Genomic DNA, 17,396 nt, shown 5'->3' with positions numbered 1-17,396 from the left:
ATCCGAGGCAATGATTCGCCACGACACCCCACCTCCCGAGGTCGACCGGGCCGACCATCAACTCGCGTCCGACCTCGCCGAGGGGGCCGCCGAGTTGCTCGTCAGCCTTCGAGACAAGCTCGAATCGGACGGCGAGCCTCCGTATCGCATCAAGGCGCTCGGCGATGCCGTGGCGAATCGCTGGATCCTCGACCGACTCGCCGAGGTGCGCCCCGACGACCCGGTCCTCAGCGAGGAACAGTACGAACACCCCGAGGGAGTGCGCGCCCGGCTGAACGCCGCGAAGACCTGGATCATCGACCCGCTCGACGGAACCCGGGAGTTCTCCGAGATCCCTCGCGTCGACTGGGCCGTACACATCGCCATCGCCGTCGATCACGTCGCCGCCGCCGGAGCGGTCTCGCTGCCCGCGCTCGGCGAGACCTACACCACCCTGCATCCGGCGGTAGTTCCTCCACACGACGGTCCCCCGCGCCTGGTGGTCAGCCGGACCCGTCCGGCCTACGAAGCGATGGCGATACGCGAGGCACTCGACGGAGTGCTGGTGCCCATGGGCTCGGCCGGAGCCAAGACGATGGCGATTCTGCGCGGCGAGGCCGACATCTACGCCCACTCCGGCGGACAGTACGAGTGGGACTCGTGCGCGCCGGTGGCCGTCGCTGCCGCCGCAGGGCTGTGGGTCTCGCGCCTCGACGGCAGCCCCCTTCGATACAACCAGCCCGACCCGTATCTTCCCGACCTGTTGATCTGTCGACCCGAAATGGCCGACGTCGCTTTGAAGGCAGCAAATTCCCCCTATGGCTTCTGACCACACCGACCTCCGCCCGAACAGCGTCACCACCGACAGCACCACGGCCGACAGCGGCGCCACCGACACTGAGTGGGGGTCATTCACCTCGGATGGCCCGTGGAACCTCGACCGTGACCAGCTGTCGTGGAAGCGCGGCATCGTGGTGCTGCGCCGTCAGACCCGCCGGCAGGTCCCCGAGCTCACGAAGGCCAAACGCTTCCCACCACCCGGACGCATGGCGGTGGTGTCGCTGACCCTGCTGCGGGCCTTGGGAGGCTGGGCGGTTCGCGACCGCCGCGCCGGCGGTTCGACGAGTCGCGCCGGCATCTCGCGGCGCATCCGCGTCGCCGCCGAGCGGTTGGGGCCGACCTACATCAAGTTGTGTCAGATCGTCAGTTCGGGCGAGGGCCTGTTCCCACCTGAACTCGTGACCGAGATGAAGAAGTGCCGCGACCGGGTCCCCGCCGAACCCTTCGAGGTCGTGCGCGAAGTGGTCGAGTCGGAACTGCGCGGACCGTTGTCGGCGACCTTCGCCTCGTTCGACCGCACCCCGATCGCCGCGGCGTCGATCGCCCAGGTCCACGGAGCCACGCTGCTCGACGGCACGCCGGTCGTGGTCAAGGTGCAGCGGCCCACGATCAGGGAACAGGTCCATGCCGACCTTCAGGTCATGGCGACCATCGCTCCGCCACTCGTGGGACGAATCCCGGTGTCGGCCCTCGCCAACCCTCCGGCACTGGTCGAATTGTTCGCCGAGACGATCTGCGAGGAACTCGACTTCCGCCTCGAGGCCGAGAACATGATCGACATCGCCACCGTGTTCGCCTCGCTGGGCCAACGCGGTTACGTCATCCCCCGCCCGCACCCGTCGCTGGTAACCCGGCGGGTACTCGTGATGGAACGACTCGACGGGTTCGCCTTTGACGACGTCGAAGGGATGCGCGCCGCAGGGATCGACACCGAGGAGGTCGTGCGCGTCGGCATGCGCGGCTTCACCGAGGGGTGCATGGTGCACGGCATCTTCCACGGCGACCTGCACGGCGGCAACCTCATGGTCCTGCCCGATGGTCGAATCGGACTCCTCGACCACGGCATCACGGCGCGCATGACACCCCTCGAGCGAAACGCCTTCCTGCGCCTGATGCTGATGGGCGCCTCGGGAGATATCGCCGGACAGGTCGCCGCGCTGCGCGATCTCGGGGCCCTGCCGGCCGATGTCGACATCCGCGAGATCATCCGCGACCTCGGCCTCGACAAGGCCCCGATCGACCCCACGACCCTCGACCAGGACGAACTCGTGGGCGAGATCCAACGCATCATCAAGGCCCTGATGGGCTACGGGGCGCGCCTGCCGAAGATCCTCATGTTGTACGTCAAGAACCTCGTGTTCCTCGACGGGGCGATCTCACGGCTGGCCCCCGACCTCGACCTCATCGGAGAGTTCGCCAACATCTCCACCCACATGGCGATGAACTACGGCGATCAGCTCGCATCCGAACTCGGGGTCGACCCCGCCACCTTGAGCGCAGACAAGGATGCCATCAAGGCGAGTTTCGGCATCGTGGACGATTCGACCGATTCCGTCACCTACGCGGAGCTTCAGGCCCGCCGCGACCTCATACGCAAGCGACTCACCAGACGCTGAAGGCCGAGTCGCGCCTCGACCGGGTTCTGTCGGTAGTTTCTGTTGCGGGGCAACAGAAACTACCTACAGAACCCGTTGCTCCACCGCGAGGGAGGCCGAAATGACCGCATCACCACTTCGAGCGCCGCGCCGGGGCAGGCCTCCACGTCGGGGGCGCGCCGCGCTCACCGGGGTACTCAGCGCTGCGTTGCTCCTCGCCGCCTGCTCGAACGGTGACGGCGACGACAACGCGTCCTCGACCACCCTCGCCGACGACGACCTCGAAGTCATCGGCGCCGGATCCAACTATGAGGCGACGATTCGGCGCGGGACCGGAGGTGTTCCCCACATCACCGCCGCGAGCCTCACCGATGCGGCCTTCGGACAGGGTTATGCCAGCGCCGAGGACCGGACCTGCGACCTCGCCGATCAGATCGTGCGAATCCGCGGCGAACGCGCCGAATGGCTGGGAGCCGGCGACGAGGACGCCAACCTCAACAGCGACATCGCCTGGCGAACGATCGGCATCTTCGACCGAGCCAGCGACGACTGGGACGCCGCCGATGCCGACACCCGGAAGGTGCTGACCGCATTCACCGACGGCTGGAACCTGCACCTCGACCACGTCGGCGCCGACGAGATCCGCGGTTGGTGCGCCGGTGCGGCATGGCTCCGCCCGATCGAACCCGTCGAGGTCTACGCCTACGCGCGATCGATCGCGCTGACCGCCAGCAGCGGTGCCGTGGCGCGCTTCATCGCCGATGCCCAGCTCCCGGGCACCGAACAGACACCGGCCGGCGACGAGAGTGCGGCGCCCGCAAGCCTCGAGGCCGGTCAGCGCTTCGAGACCGGCCTGCGCTCCGAGGACGCCTCCCTCGCCTCGAACGGCTGGGCGATCGGTTCGGAGATGACCACCGACGGCACCTCCATGTTGTTGGCGAACCCGCACTTCCCGTGGGAGGGCGAGCTGCGGTTCTGGGAGTCGCATCTCACCATTGCCGGCGAGGCCGACATCTACGGCGTGCAGCTCTCGGGTCTGCCCGGTATCGGCATCGGGTTCAACGAACACTTCGGCTGGACCCACACCGTGTCGGACGGCAACCGATTCACCGCCTACACCCTCGATCTGGTGGATGGTTCACCGACCACGTACCGCTACGGCGACGACACCCGCGAGATGACTCCGATCGAATTGTCGATCGAGGTGCTCGGCGACGATGGCAACACCACCACCGTCGAACACACGAGTTGGGCGAGCCACTACGGCCCGATCATCGAGATCCCCGGTCTCGCCTGGAGCGACACCTCGGCGGTGACGTTTCGCGACGCCAACATCGACAACACGGCCTTTCTCGATCAGTACCTGGCCTTCACCATGGCCAACGACCTCGACGAGTTCCGCAAACTCAACGAGCAGTACAACGCCACCCCGTTGTTCAACACCATCGCGGCCTCCGACGACGGCACCGTCTGGTACGCCGACACCTCGGCCACCCCGAACCTGAGCGACGAGGCGATCGCCGCGTACGAGTCGAAGCTCAGCACCGACGCGATCACCGCGATCGCCGCCGAGAGCGGGGTGATCCTGCTCGACGGCTCGGATCCCGGCAACGAATGGGTCGAGGTCGACGGGGCCCGCTCCCCCGGACTCGTCCCGTTCGATCGCCAGCCGCAACTCGAACGAAGCGACTACGTGTTCAACGCCAACGACTCGTTCTGGACCACCAACGCCAAGGCACTCCTCGACGGCGACTATTCGATCCTTCACGGCAGGCAAGGGACCCTTCGATCGCCGCGAACCCGCGAGAACCTGACGCTGATCACCGATGCCACCGGCGAAGGCCCATCGGGAGACGACGCCACGTTCACCCTCGACGAGCTCGCCGATGCCGCCACCTGGAACACCGGATACACCTCGCGCGCCCTGATCGATTCGGTGCTCGAACGCTGCACCGGTGTCGCCGAGGTCGAGGCGGCCTGCAACACGCTCGCCGCCTGGGATCGCCGCTACAACGTGGACAGCGCCGGAGCCGCGCTGTGGCGCGAGCTGGTGTCGCAATTCGACCTCGAAGCGACCGCGGCCGACGACTCCCTCGCCGACGGTTCCACGCCGCTGTGGGCCGAGGCATTCGACCCCTCGCGTCCCTTCGACACCCCCGCCGGCCTGGCTCCGGCGCCGGCCGATGCCCCCGACCCCGTCATCACGAAGCTGACCGAGGCCGTTCGTCGACTGGAACTCGCCGGGTTCGCGGCCGACTCGACGTTGGGCGACGTGCAGTTCGCCCTGCGCAACGGCGAACGGGTGGGCGTTCCCGGCGGTTCGTGGGTCGACGGCGCCATCGCCATCGGCTCCTCGGCGCAGTCGTGGACCATCACCGATCCGGCGCTCAAATCGTTCGCTGAGCGCGAGGACGTCGCCGACGACTCCACGCTCACCACCGGCGACGACCAGAACGGCTATCTCGTCAACTACGGCAACTCGTTCGTGCTGGCCGTCGAGTTCACCAAGGACGGACCGGCCGCCAAGGCGTTTCTCACCTACTCCAACACCGAGGACCGCACCGACCCGAACTACCTCGAGGCCACCACGCGGTATGCGGCGAAGGACTGGCGCGACGTGGAGTTTCGCGAGGAGTCCGTGGCGGCGGCGACGACCGCAACCTACCGGGTACGCGGCTGACTCGACGCCCTCGAACGCCTTCATCCGAGGGCGTTCGAGGGCAAAACTCGGTGGTCGGCACCGTCGCGTGCGAAACTGTCGGGTCCCCCGAATTCAGTTGGAGTCACCATGAGCGCGTCCGCGCCCAACGACCGCGTCGTCAACCCCGGAATCCGTAACGTCGCGATCATCGCCCACGTCGACCACGGCAAGACCACCCTTGTCGATGCCATGTTGCGTCAGTCCGGCGCCTTTCGCGAGGGGGCCGAAGTCGCCGATCGAATCATGGATTCGATGGACCTCGAACGCGAAAAGGGCATCACCATCACCGCCAAGAACACGGCGGTGCGCTGGCATTCCCCCGATGGCGACGAGGTGAAGATCAACATCGTCGACACCCCCGGCCACGCGGATTTCGGTGGCGAGGTCGAACGAGCCCTTTCGATGGTCGACGGAGTGGTCCTGTTGGTCGACTCCTCCGAAGGTCCGCTGCCTCAGACGCGTTTCGTACTGCGCAAGGCGCTCAATCTTGAGTTGCCCGTCGTGTTGGTGATCAACAAGATCGACCGGGCCGACGCACGCATCTCCGAGGTCGTCGACGAGGTGTACGAGCTGTTCCTCGACCTCGACGCCAACGAAGACCAGATCGACTTCCCGATCGTCTACTGCTCGGCCCGCGCCGGCACCGCGACCCTCGACCTCGACGAACCCGGCACCGACCTGCAACCGCTGTTCACCACCCTGGTCGACACGGTGAGCCCGCCAGCGGCCGACGTCTCGCGACCGCTTCAGGCGCTCGTCACCAACCTCGCGTCGGACCCCTACGTCGGTCGCCTCGCACGCTGCCGGGTCGTCAATGGTTCCATCAAGCGCAATCAGACCCTGTCGTGGTGTCGGGCGGACGGCACGATCGAACGCGCCAAGATCGGCGTCATCTACATGACCGAGAGCCACGAGCGCATCGAGGTCGAATCGGCCGATGCCGGAGAGATCATCGAGGTCTCCGGCATCGAAGAGGTCAACATCGGCGACACCCTCGCCGACCTTGACAACCCGGACGCGCTGCCCGTCATCACCGTCGACGAACCGTCGCTGTCGATGACGATCGGCATCAATACCGCGCCGCTCAACGGACAGGACGGCTCCAAGCTCACCGCCCGTCAGATCAAGGCCCGACTCGAAACCGAACTCGTCGGCAACGTATCGCTGCGCGTGCTGCCGACCGACCGCCCCGACGCCTGGGAGGTGCAGGCCCGCGGCGAACTGCAGCTCGCCATCCTCATCGAACAGATGCGTCGCGAGGGCTTCGAATTGACCGTCGGCAAGCCGCAGGTCGTCACCAAGGAAATCGACGGCAAGGTCCACGAACCGGTCGAGCGACTCACCGTCGATTGCCCCGAAGAGCACATGGGCGCGGTGACCTCCCTGGTCGCGCCGCGCAAGGCCCGGCTCGAGAACATGGCGAACCACGGCACCGGCTGGATCCGCCTCGACTACCTTATTCCGGCTCGCGGCCTCATCGGCTTCCGCACCGAATTCCTCACCGAGACCCGCGGCACCGGCATCATGCACCACGTCTTTGAAGGCTACGAACCGTGGGCCGGCGAGATGCGCGCCCGCGAGCGCGGCTCCATCGTCGCCGATCGCCGTGGCATGACCACCGCCTATGCCATCACCGCACTGCAGGAGCGCTGTGTGCTGTTCGTTCCGCCGGGCGTTGAAACCTACGAAGGAATGATCGTCGGCGAGAACAGCCGAACCGACGACATGGACGTCAACATCGTCCGCGAGAAGAAGCTCACCAACATGCGAGCCTCCGGGTCCGACCACACCGTGGCCCTCGTTCCCCCTCGCCACCTCAGCCTCGAACAGGCCCTCGAATTCATCGAATCCGATGAGTGTGTCGAGGTCACGCCGAACCATGTACGGTTGCGCAAGGTTGAACTGAATGCCACTGAACGAGCGAAGCTGACAAAGGCGGCCAAGCACGGCAGGGGCTGAGTCCGCCAGGGGGCGGACAGAGCAAGCGGGAGCAGCATGGTGAGCGGGAGCGGCACGGTGGGTGGCAGAGCCACACCCCAACGATCGGACAGTCTCAAGACCCAGTCGCTGCTCTTGACCACCGCCGAGCGGCTTTTTGCCGAACGCGGCATCGACGCGGTCTCCCTCAGCGAAATCAATCGGGCAGCCGGCCAGCGCAACAAGTCGGCGTTGCACTATCACTTCGGCAGTCGAGACGGCGTTCTCAAGGCCCTCCTCGAACGTCACTTCGACGCCGTGTCACACCTGCGTGACGCGCTGGTCGCCGGGCGTGACCCGAGCCGAGAACCGACCCTTCGAGAAGCCGTAGCGGTGATCGTGTTGCCCCTTGCCGACCACGTCGCAGATCCGGACAGCGGCGGCATTCACTACGTGGGCATCATGGCCCAACTCGCAGCCAACCCCTCCACGCCGATCGCCGTGGAGATCTTCACCCGCCAACGTTCCGCTATCGCCGCCATCGCGCCGACGCTCAGTCGCCACATCCCCCAGGCGCCTCCGCCGTTGCGCGCCCGACGTGCCCAACTCCTCAACTCCAGCCTGTTCAACGCGTTGCTGGTACAGGCCCACGCCACCCACTCGGAGGCGGACCGCGCCGTGTACGTGAACGACCTCATCGACATGTTGGCCGGCCTGCTCAGCGCCCCGATCGCACCGGAATCGCAACCGGAGGTCGATCGATTCGCCGAGCGCTACGAGCAGCGAACAGCCGGCGCGAGCAGCTGACGAGCATTGACGCGCACTGACGCGAATCAGCGTCCCGCGCGACTCATTAGTCTCTCCGAGGTGCGTCTCGTCATCGCCCGTTGCTCAGTGGACTATCAAGGCCGCCTAAGCGCTCACCTTCCCCTCGCCACTCGCCTCCTCATGGTCAAGGCCGATGGCTGCGTCGCGATCCACGCGGACGGCGGGGCGTACAAGCCGCTCAACTGGATGAACGCACCGAATCGCCTGAGCGAGGGCGACGGCACTTGGACGGTGACGAATCCGAAGGGCGAAACCCTGACGATCACCATCGAAGAGATCCTCCACGACACCGCACACGACCTCGGCATCGATCCCGGGCTGCAAAAGGACGGCGTCGAAGCGCACCTGCAGGAGCTCCTGGCCGCCAACACCGACGCGATCACCGCTGGGCTGACGCTGGTGCGACGCGAGTTCCCGACCGACATCGGCCCGGTCGACCTGCTGTGTCGAGACGAGAACGGAACAGCCATCGCCATCGAGGTCAAGCGCCGCGGCGAGATCGACGGCGTCGAACAGCTGTCGCGGTATCTCGAACGGCTCGATCGCGATCCGACCCTGCGCGGCGTGCAGGGAATATTCGTCGCTCAGATCATCAAACCCCAGGCGAAGGTGCTGGCATCGAGCCGCAACATCCGCTGCGTCGAGGTCGACTACGACGCGTTGCGCGGCATCGAATCCAACGAGTTGCGGTTGTTCTGATCTCGTCTGGGTCGCTGTCCTGAGGCGACTCTCCTGAGGCGATTCTCCGGATTCCGCCCTGAATTGCGCCCGATTGGCGCGATCGCGGCGCGAACCTGCGCGAATCTGGAGGGGTGTCGCGTCCCAAAGCTCTCGTCCTCGCCGCGCTGTCGACGCCGGTGTTGCTCTATCTCGTCCTCTTGGGAGCCTGGGCGCTGTTCGGGAGGAGCGATCCGGGCACGGTCGCCAGCTCGGTGCATCTCGTCGGAGTCGACATCGGTGGGCAGAACCGCGAGGAGCTCAACTCGACACTGGAAGACATCTCCTCGGAGTTCGCGCAAACCGCCGTCGACATCCAAATCCCCGACGCGACGCTGTCGACAAACGCCGGACAGCTGGGGCTGAGCCTCGATTCCGAACGAACCGTTCGCGCCGCGATGCGCCCCGGCCACGCCGACCCGCTCGGGATCGCACCCATTCGCTGGGCCATGTCGTGGTTCTCGCCGCGCAAGGTCGACGTCGCGATCGACATCGACGATGATGCCGCGCAGGCGACCTTTTCCGAGCTTGAGGCCGATCATCGGGTCGATCCGATCGAACCGACGATGGCCGTCGACAGCACCACGTTTCATCTTGTCCAAGGCCAGGACGGTTCGGGCATCGACCTCACCGACGTCCTCACACGGCTGCCGAGCGCCATCGACTCGATCGGCGAGACCATCACCCTGTCGGCCGAACCCGTCACCTTCCCGCCGAAACTCGGCGACGACGCGGTCCAGGCCGTCGTCGATCAAGCCAACAAGATCACCGCGGGCTCCCTCGATATCACCGCGGGCGACGAATCGTTCACGCTGACCGGCGACAACCTCGCCGGAGCACTGTCGATGTCCGCAGACGGCGACACGGCCGAACTCGCCGTCGACCACGACATCATCAACCTGCAACTCGTCTCGAACCTGTCGATACCTGCGAACCCGACGGGGGTGAGCTTTGACATCGTCAACGGTGTCCCGACCCCGGTTCCGGGCCACGATGCCCAGGTGTGCTGTCAGACCGACGCCGCTGATCGCATCACCGAGGCGCTCCTCAGCGCGCAGCCCTCGGTCGAGCTGGCAACACGAACGATCACCGCGGCCGAGGGTGTCGAGTGGGCATCGACCCTCGGGGTCAAGGAGGTCATCGGCGAGTTCACGACCCGCCATGCCGCGGGACAGGCCCGCGTGAAGAACATCCATCGAATGTCCGATCTCACCCGCGGCGTCCTGATCGCCCCGGGCGAAACCTTCTCGGCGAACGACCACGTCGGCAAACGTACCGTCGAGAAGGGCTTCGTCGAGGCGGGCGTCATCGAACAGGGCGAGTTCAAAGAGGACGTCGGCGGCGGGGTCAGCCAATGGGCCACGACCACGTTCAACGCCGCCTTCTTCGCCGGCCTCGACATCGTGGAGCACAAGCCGCACTCGCTGTACATCTCCCGCTACCCCTACGGGCGCGAGGCGACCCTCGCCTATCCCAGCGTCGATCTCAAGATTCGCAACAACACCCCCTACGGCGTGGTGATCTGGCCGACGTACACCAACAGTTCGATCACGGTGCAGATGTGGTCCACCCGTTGGGTCTCCGGAGAACAGAGCGCCATCTCCCGCACATCTGGGTGCGGCGAGAACGGCAACGTCAGCGTCACCCGGACCCGAACCTTTGTCGACGGCCGCACCGAGACCGACACGTTCCGCCATCACTACAACTGCGAAAAACCGGGCAGCTCGCACCTGAGTTCGAGCCCCGTGTCGCCAACGGGTGCCACACTCGACAGCGACGTCGCCTCCGGGATCGCCGATGCCGGCACCCCGTGGCGGATCCCAGTTTCGAGCGAAGCGGCGAGCACCGACGCCGGGAAGGAACAGCCATGAGTGACCGCCGAAGCGACACCACCGGTCACGAAGCGACCATCGCTCTGGGCCATCACGATCGGATGAACGACACCGAAGCGCTCATGTGGTCCCTGGAGAAGGATCCGTCGCTTCGCTCCACCATCACCGTGGTGTTCCTCCTCGACGGCACCATCGATCGCGACGTCCTGACCCGCCGGGTCGAGCGGATGACCAGGACCGTACCCCGGCTGCGCCAACGGGTGCGGTCCAACACGTTGTCGGTTGCGCCTCCCCGCTGGGAGACCGACCCCAACTTCGATCTTTCCTTTCACCTGTGGTGGGTTCGGGCACCCGGTTCCGCAACGATGCGCGATGTGTTGAGCATCGCCGAGCCGGTGGCGATGTCCGGGTTCGACCGTGCCCGACCGCTGTGGCGGGCGATCGTGATCGAGGGCCTCCCCAACGGGAGATCCGCCATCGTGATGAAGGTGCACCACTCGATCGCGGATGGGATCACCGCCGTACAGCTGCAACTCGAGTTGTTCGATTTCGAACCCGACGCCGACGAACGCGAGCTTCCGCCGATCCCGCAGGCACACGTGCTCAGCCAGCCCGAGCGATTCGCCGACGCCATCGAACACCAGACGCGACACCAACTGGCCGTTTTCGGACGTATCGCCGGCACCCTGCTCGACAATGCACAACATGCGCTCACCGACCCCGCCACGGCGCTGCGCGACGGAGCCGCACTGGCGGCCTCGCTCGCACGGGTGGCGCGACCGGGCACCCACACCATGAGCCCGCTGATGACCGAACGTTCCCTGTCGCTGCGCTTCGACACCCTCACGGTGGACCTTGAAGCGTTGCGCAGCGCCGGTCGGGCGGCCGGAGGGACGCTCAATGACGCGTTCGTCGCGGCGTTGGCGCGGGGCATGTATCGCTACCACCTCGCGCACGACGTCGACTGCGACGAGTTGCGACTCGCGATTCCGATCAGCATGCACAACGCCGACGGCGGGGTTGGTAGCGGGGCTGGTGATGGGGGCGGGAACGCGTTTATTCCGGCCCGTGTCGAGATCCCCATCGACCTCCCCGATCCTGTCGAGTTGATGTCGACCATCCACGACATCGTCGATGGGGCGCGCCACGAACCGGCGAACGAACTCGTCGAACCGGTGTCGGGCATCATCAACCGGTTTCCTACCGCTGCGGTCACCTCGGTGTTCTCCTCCGCTGCGAAATCGGTTGATTTCGCAGCCTCCAACGTTCCCGGGCCGCCCGTGGCCATGTACCTTGCCGGTGCGAAACTGCTCGCCCAATTCCCCTTCGGCCCGCTGTCGGGGTCTGCGCTCAACGCAACCCTGTTGAGCTACGACGGCACCCTCGACATCGGCATCGTCTCGGACCCGGCGGCCATCGCCGATCCCGAGCAGCTGATCGCATGTCTCGCCGCCGGATTCGAGGACATCCTCGCTGCCGGCGAGATCTGAACCGAGGCCACCTCGTCCACGAACCTCGTCCACGAACCTCGTCCACGAACCTCGGCCACGAACCTCGGCCACGAACCTCGGAAGCGCGAGCCCGGTTCGCCGTTGACGGGCTTGGCGTCCTAGCGTTGTCGCGTGCAGTTGGTCGACGTCGTCATCATCGGAGCTGGTCCCGCCGGAAGCGCCGCAGCGACCCGCCTCGCCCAACTGGGCCGCAGCGTGGTCGTCATCGACAAGGCGACTTTTCCGCGCGACAAGATCTGCGGCGATGGACTCACCGCCGGGGCGCTACGGCGCCTCGATCAACTCGGATTCGATCCCGCCGGGGTCCCGTCATGGACCCCGATTTCGCAGGTTTCGATCCGGCCTCCCTACGGCGACGAGATCGCCTACCCGCTCCCCGATCGCAGCCAGGGCCTCTTCGCGGTCGTCGCCGAGCGGCGCGACCTCGACGCGGCGTTGGTGACCCATGCCCGCAAGGTGGGGGCGGTCGTGCACGAGGGCGCTGCGGTCGACGCCATCGAGGAACATCTCGACGGGTCGGTGACGGTCACCGCATCCGGGCTCGGCGACCTCCACGCGCGCCACGTGATTGCCGCCGATGGCATGTGGTCTCCCACCCGCAAGCTGCTCGGCGATGCCGAACCCGGCTACCGAGGCGAATGGCACGCCTTTCGTCAATACGTCCGCAACGTGTCCGGGCGAGCCGCCACCGACCTGGTGGTGTTCTTCGAGCAGGACTTCCTGCCCGGGTACTTCTGGTCCTTCCCACTCGGCGACGGACGGGCCAACATCGGATTCGGAATCGAACGAGGAGGCAAACAGGCCGTCGGCGACATGAAGGAGTTGTGGCTCGACCTACTTGAACGCCCTCACGTTCGCGAGTTGCTGGGACCCGACATCGAGCCGGAACAGCCGCATCGAGCCTGGCCGATACCGTGTCGCGTCGGACGGGTCTCGCTGTCGCACGGACCGGTTCTCTTCGTCGGCGATGCGGCCGCGGTCTGTGATGTCATGACCGGCGAGGGCATCGGCCAGGCATTACAGACCGGCATCATGGCGGCAGAGGCCATCAACGCCCACTGGCACGACCCCGAGGCGGCATCGGCCTCCTACGAGCAGGAAGTGATCGGCGAACTCGGGCCGGACGATCGCATGAGTTCGCTGCTGACTCGGGCGCTTCGGCACCGCAAGGGTGCGTCGATCGCGTTGTGGATCACCAACAGAAGCGACTGGACACGGCGCAACTTCATCCGTTGGTTGTTCGAGGACTCGCCCCGAGGACTTCTCTACACGCCCTCGCGTTGGCGGCGCGGTGTGCTCAGCGGACGCGGCGGATACTTCGACGTCTGAACTCGGCGGCGACCCAGCCTGATCGCCGCCCCAGCCTGATCGCCGCCCCAGCCTGATCGCCGCCCCAGCTTGATCGCCGCGCGATCCGTCGCAAACGCATCCCACCACAGCACTGGGTAGATTTACCTACGGTGGAATGTCGAACCGGTGTTCGTTCTCCGTGTATCATGGACACATGTTCGATCACGTGGCACAGATGAACCGGGCCCACGCCGACTACGAGGAGATCGAAGCCGAGGTGCGCTTGCTTGCGGGAGAGATCAACGCCGCACACGCCCGACTCGCAACCAGGGTCGCCGACATGGTGGCCGATCCGCTCTACAACATCGCGGGCGACTGGCGGTCGGTCACCCACTGGCTGATCGTCAACTGTGGCATGACCCGCTCCATGGCCCAGCAAGTAGCCGAAGTTGCCGAAGCCGTCGCCCAGCACTCGATGCCGACGGTCATGGAACGCGCCCACCAGGGGGCCGTCTCCCTGGGTATGGCGGCGATGGCCGCCCGTGTCGCCTGCCCGGAAAACGATGAAGCGCTTGCCTCCATCGCCACCACCGCTACCACCCCGCAGGCACGGCGAGCGTTCAACTGGTACCGGAAGAAGGAACGCGAACAAGCTGGAGAGCAAGCGGCAGAAGCGGCTGCAGAAGCGGCGGCAGATCTCGAGCCCGACGGGGCTGCAGAAGCGGCGGCAGATCTCGAGCCCGACGCAGCCACACACGACGAGCCCTCAAGCCCTCCCCCGGTTCCGGATCCCGGCGACGACCAGAGCGACGACGCACTCACCTATTGGCGAACCTGGGTCGATGATCTCGGTCGCTGGCGAGTCGACGGACGAGCGCCACTTGAGCTCGGAGCGTTGCTCGACGAGGCCTTCGAGGCCGCCCGGCGATGCGCTCAACGCAACGACCTCGACGTTGCAAAATCCATGAAGGGCGCCGACCCCACTGGCACTGGCACTGGCACTGGCACTGGCACTGGCGACAGCACCGACTCCGACAGCACCGACACCAATTCGGGCCCGCCCACCGAGCCCTCAGCCGAGCCCTCAGCCGACCCGGGGGTCGACTCACCACGCGAGCGCGTGGCTGTTCCCTCCAACTACACGGTGATGTACCACTTCGCCCGCCTCGCAATCGAGGGAGCGCGCACCCTGAACCTCACACGCGAGGGAAACGAGCCGTTCTGTGTCAACGTCTTGATCGATATCGACACGTTGGTCACCCAGAAACTCCGACCCGACTCGGTCGCGACCCTTCTCGACGGCACGCCGCTCACCCCCGAGGTCGTCTCGATGCTGGCGAAGGCCGGCACGTTACAACTCCTCTGGCACCAAAAGGGGGTCCCCCTCAAGTTGGGCACCGAGCACCGCTTCGCCTCCCCGGCCCAACGAAAGATGCTGCGCTTCCACTACGGCGGATGCGCGGTGCCAGGATGCGGCCAGACGAGATTTCTCCATTATCACCACGTCACCCCGTATCCCGACGGCCCGACCGATATCGACAATCTCCTGCCGCTGTGTTCATTTCACCACCGCAGAATTCACAGTGGGCATCTTCATGCAGCCATCGTCGACGGCCGTGCCGAGTTCCGCGATCAAACCGGAACACTGCTGGGCAACACGATGGCGATGAGTGCGCTCGCCGAGGCAACACCGGCTCCGAGTGCGCAAGCGCTGCGCGAACGTCTCGGCAACCCCCCGATCGACAAGTACAGCGCCAAGCCCAACGGTGGCGGCGCTCCGCTCACCTCCTGGGCCCTCACCACCTGGGTCGAAGGCCTGCTCTACCGCCCGAGCTGACGCCTACCGCCCGAAGTGACACCAATCGCCCGGCTCGGCCGGGTGCTCGGGCCTACATCTACGGCAGTAGCGCCGGTCCGAAGAGTTCGCGTTCCGGATTGGTGTGCCGGCCTTTGCGCGACATCGGCCCGAAACGGGGCACGTCGGAAAACGGGATCTTCCAACGGATGAACGGCCCGATCTCCAGCAGATTCACCGTCTGCACGATGGTGAATCCGACCGAGTGGTGCCACAGAATCGAGGGGGCGTTCTCGTAGGTGATGAACCCGTACGTCAGCTTCATGTCGGAGACGTCGGGGTCATAGCGCCGGAAGAACGCATCGGCCATCGTCATCGCAATACCGCTGCGCCGGTACTGGCGTGCGACGAACAGGTCGAACATCAGCACCTCATCCGCCGCCAGCTTCATACGAGGAACCCCGTGGGCCAGCGCCCGCTCGGTGTCGAAGGTCTGCCAAATCCGACCCGCGGGTTCACCGTCGGCGTCGAGCGCAACCAGGATGTCCCAGTGCCCCGAAGCGATGGCGTCGCGGGCGATTTTCAGTTGGCGCTTCGACGAGGTCAGCTTCGGCAGAAGCGGATCGTCGGGCGACGTCACGGTCACCATGGTGAACGACGTGTCGATCGTCTCCGGGTCGATTGGCGACTTCTTCGCCTCCAGATACACGACGAAGGTCGACGCAATACGCGGCTTCCATTCGTTGAGGCGGTCCTTCAGTCCCTTGATTGAGGCCATGTTGTCAGCGTAAATCCTTCTTGAAGCGTTGCGGTAGCGCCGCAACTATCTGGCGAATTTGGAACGGACGATACCCACCCCGGCGACGATCTCACGCACCATCGCTCGATCGCCGACAAGGAGCCCCAGCCCGGCACCGACCACGCCGGCGACGACGATGGCGATCAGCGATCCGAACCCTTGAGCGAGCAAAAGGCGTACCGGCAGCGCGAGGGCCACCAGCCCGGCGACGGCGGCGGCGGACGGCCTCAGCGCTGCGAGGGATTGACGCCAGGTCGTCCCGATGAGGCGATTGGCGACCTCGATCCGAAACGCCGAATACGGGATGATCACCACGACGTGCACGGCTGCCACCCAGATAGTGCTGTGTCGAACCGCGATGACGAACCCTGCGAAGAGCACCGGGACGAACACCGCCGCGAAGTAGATGCCGAGACGCGGCTTGCCGATCGCCGCATAGATGTCGCCCGAGGCATAGCCGACCCCGACGAACCCGGCTGCCACACACAGCAGTTCCATGATCGGGATGGCGCCGGTGATGTCCGGGAAGAGCACCGAGATGAAATCCCTGGCGATGAGCGACATCCCGATGCTCGCGGTGAAGCCGAAGAAGCACAGATACCGCAGACTCTTGAGCGAGGCCTCGCGAAGCGCATCGGATCCGCGCTTGCGCGCCGCCGAGTACGCCGGGAACGCCACATTGGAAAACAGGTTGTAGGCGCTGCCGAGAATCAGCTCAGGCAGCCGAAACGCGGTGAAGTAGCTGCCGTACTCGCTCGACTTGGCACCCCATGTGTGGGCGATGAAGAAATAGTCGCCCTGCAGCCACAACATGCCGAGAAGTTGAGCGCCGAACATCGCCGCACCAAACCGCAGCATCTGTCCTGCCACCACGCGGTCGAAGCTCAGCACCGGTTTGAACCGCACGAGGAACCACGTCACCGAAACCGCAGCGATCTCGGCGACGAGCACGCCGATGACCATCGACACCGGTCCGACCCCGGCGTTCAGCAATGACACCGTCACGACGAATCGACCGATCGACCGCGTGAAATCAGCGCGGACTCGACGCTTGAAGTCGAGCTCGCGCTTCAACATGGCATCAGGCACCTGCCCCAAGCCTTTGACGACGATCAGCGCGGCGAGCACCCGGAACATCTCGGGGTGCTCTGCCCCGAGCAGACGATCGATCGTGTCGGCCCCGAAAAAGCAAAGGGCTGCCAACACCGCGGCGACCATCAGGTTCACGGTGAAGGCCACCGCCACCCGTTTGGTCTGTCCGGTTTCCTGCTCGTAGATCAGCGAGGCCCCGAGCCCCACCGACAACAACACATCGATCCAAAAGACCAAGGTGAGCGCGGTGGCGGAGACGCCGATCCCCTCGTCGCCGAGGACTCGAGTGGCGATGCTGTAGGTCGCGAACGACCCGACCTGCATCAGCGCGAAGCCGACGAGCGCCCACGCGAACCCGCCGGCAGCCTTCTTGCCGATCGATGGCTCGCCGGCGCCAGCCGGCTCGCCGCCGGCCGACGCACCACCCGCACCGGACCCAACTGCGCGCGAGGCCCTCGCCGCAGCGATGTCGTCAGGGGATTCGGAGGTTTCGGTCACAG

At 65.8% G+C, this 17,396-nt stretch carries 12 protein-coding genes; 10 read left to right on the top strand and 2 right to left on the bottom strand.

The window, feature by feature from the left end; genetic code table 11:
* Positions 1-10: 10 nt before the first annotated feature.
* The 10 genes from M9952_03195 (at position 11) to M9952_03150 (ending at position 15,047) form a co-directional block, all read left to right on the top strand.
* A complete protein-coding gene (locus tag M9952_03195; protein MCO5311924.1) occupies positions 11-808 on the top strand; it encodes a 3'(2'),5'-bisphosphate nucleotidase CysQ in 798 nt (265 codons plus the stop codon).
* Positions 798-2,435, top strand: a complete 1,638-nt coding sequence (locus tag M9952_03190; protein ID MCO5311923.1) for an AarF/UbiB family protein — start codon at positions 798-800, stop codon at positions 2,433-2,435. The genes M9952_03195 and M9952_03190 overlap by 11 nt, the downstream gene beginning before the upstream one ends.
* Positions 2,436-2,535: 100 nt before the next feature.
* Entirely contained in the window at positions 2,536-5,094 is a 2,559-nt protein-coding gene (locus M9952_03185; protein MCO5311922.1) for a penicillin acylase family protein, read from the top strand.
* A 108-nt stretch (positions 5,095-5,202) separates the two neighbouring features.
* Positions 5,203-7,074, top strand: coding sequence for a translational GTPase TypA (gene typA / locus M9952_03180; GenBank protein MCO5311921.1), 1,872 nt, complete (start codon positions 5,203-5,205; stop codon positions 7,072-7,074).
* Positions 7,075-7,110: 36 nt separating this feature from the next.
* A complete protein-coding gene (locus M9952_03175; protein MCO5311920.1) occupies positions 7,111-7,839 on the top strand; it encodes a TetR/AcrR family transcriptional regulator in 729 nt (242 codons plus the stop codon).
* Positions 7,840-7,899: 60 nt separating this feature from the next.
* Complete coding sequence (gene nucS, locus M9952_03170; protein ID MCO5311919.1) at positions 7,900-8,559, top strand: endonuclease NucS; 660 nt, start codon at positions 7,900-7,902, stop codon at positions 8,557-8,559.
* A 113-nt stretch (positions 8,560-8,672) separates the two neighbouring features.
* Positions 8,673-10,448, top strand: a complete 1,776-nt coding sequence (locus tag M9952_03165; GenBank protein ID MCO5311918.1) for a VanW family protein — start codon at positions 8,673-8,675, stop codon at positions 10,446-10,448.
* Positions 10,445-11,899 (top strand): WS/DGAT domain-containing protein, encoded by a 1,455-nt coding sequence (locus tag M9952_03160; protein ID MCO5311917.1) that lies wholly within the window; start codon positions 10,445-10,447, stop codon positions 11,897-11,899. The genes M9952_03165 and M9952_03160 overlap by 4 nt, the downstream gene beginning before the upstream one ends.
* Positions 11,900-12,031: 132 nt before the next feature.
* On the top strand, positions 12,032-13,249 hold the full coding sequence (locus M9952_03155) for an NAD(P)/FAD-dependent oxidoreductase (GenBank protein MCO5311916.1): 1,218 nt from the start codon (positions 12,032-12,034) through the stop codon (positions 13,247-13,249).
* Positions 13,250-13,424: 175 nt separating this feature from the next.
* Positions 13,425-15,047: an HNH endonuclease gene (locus tag M9952_03150; GenBank protein MCO5311915.1), complete on the top strand. Its 1,623-nt coding sequence runs from the start codon at positions 13,425-13,427 to the stop codon at positions 15,045-15,047.
* Between the two features lie 58 nt (positions 15,048-15,105).
* On the opposite strand, the gene M9952_03145 is transcribed toward M9952_03150, so the two are convergent.
* Both M9952_03145 and M9952_03140 read right to left on the bottom strand, forming a co-directional pair.
* Positions 15,106-15,783 (bottom strand): hypothetical protein, encoded by a 678-nt coding sequence (locus tag M9952_03145; GenBank protein ID MCO5311914.1) that lies wholly within the window; start codon positions 15,781-15,783, stop codon positions 15,106-15,108.
* Between the two features lie 45 nt (positions 15,784-15,828).
* Complete coding sequence (locus M9952_03140; protein MCO5311913.1) at positions 15,829-17,394, bottom strand: oligosaccharide flippase family protein; 1,566 nt, start codon at positions 17,392-17,394, stop codon at positions 15,829-15,831.
* Positions 17,395-17,396: the final 2 nt, after the last annotated feature.

It is taken from the genome of Microthrixaceae bacterium (genome assembly GCA_023957975.1).
Classification (GTDB): domain Bacteria; phylum Actinomycetota; class Acidimicrobiia; order Acidimicrobiales; family Microtrichaceae; genus JAMLGM01.
This window is presented reverse-complemented; position numbering and strand designations above follow the sequence as displayed.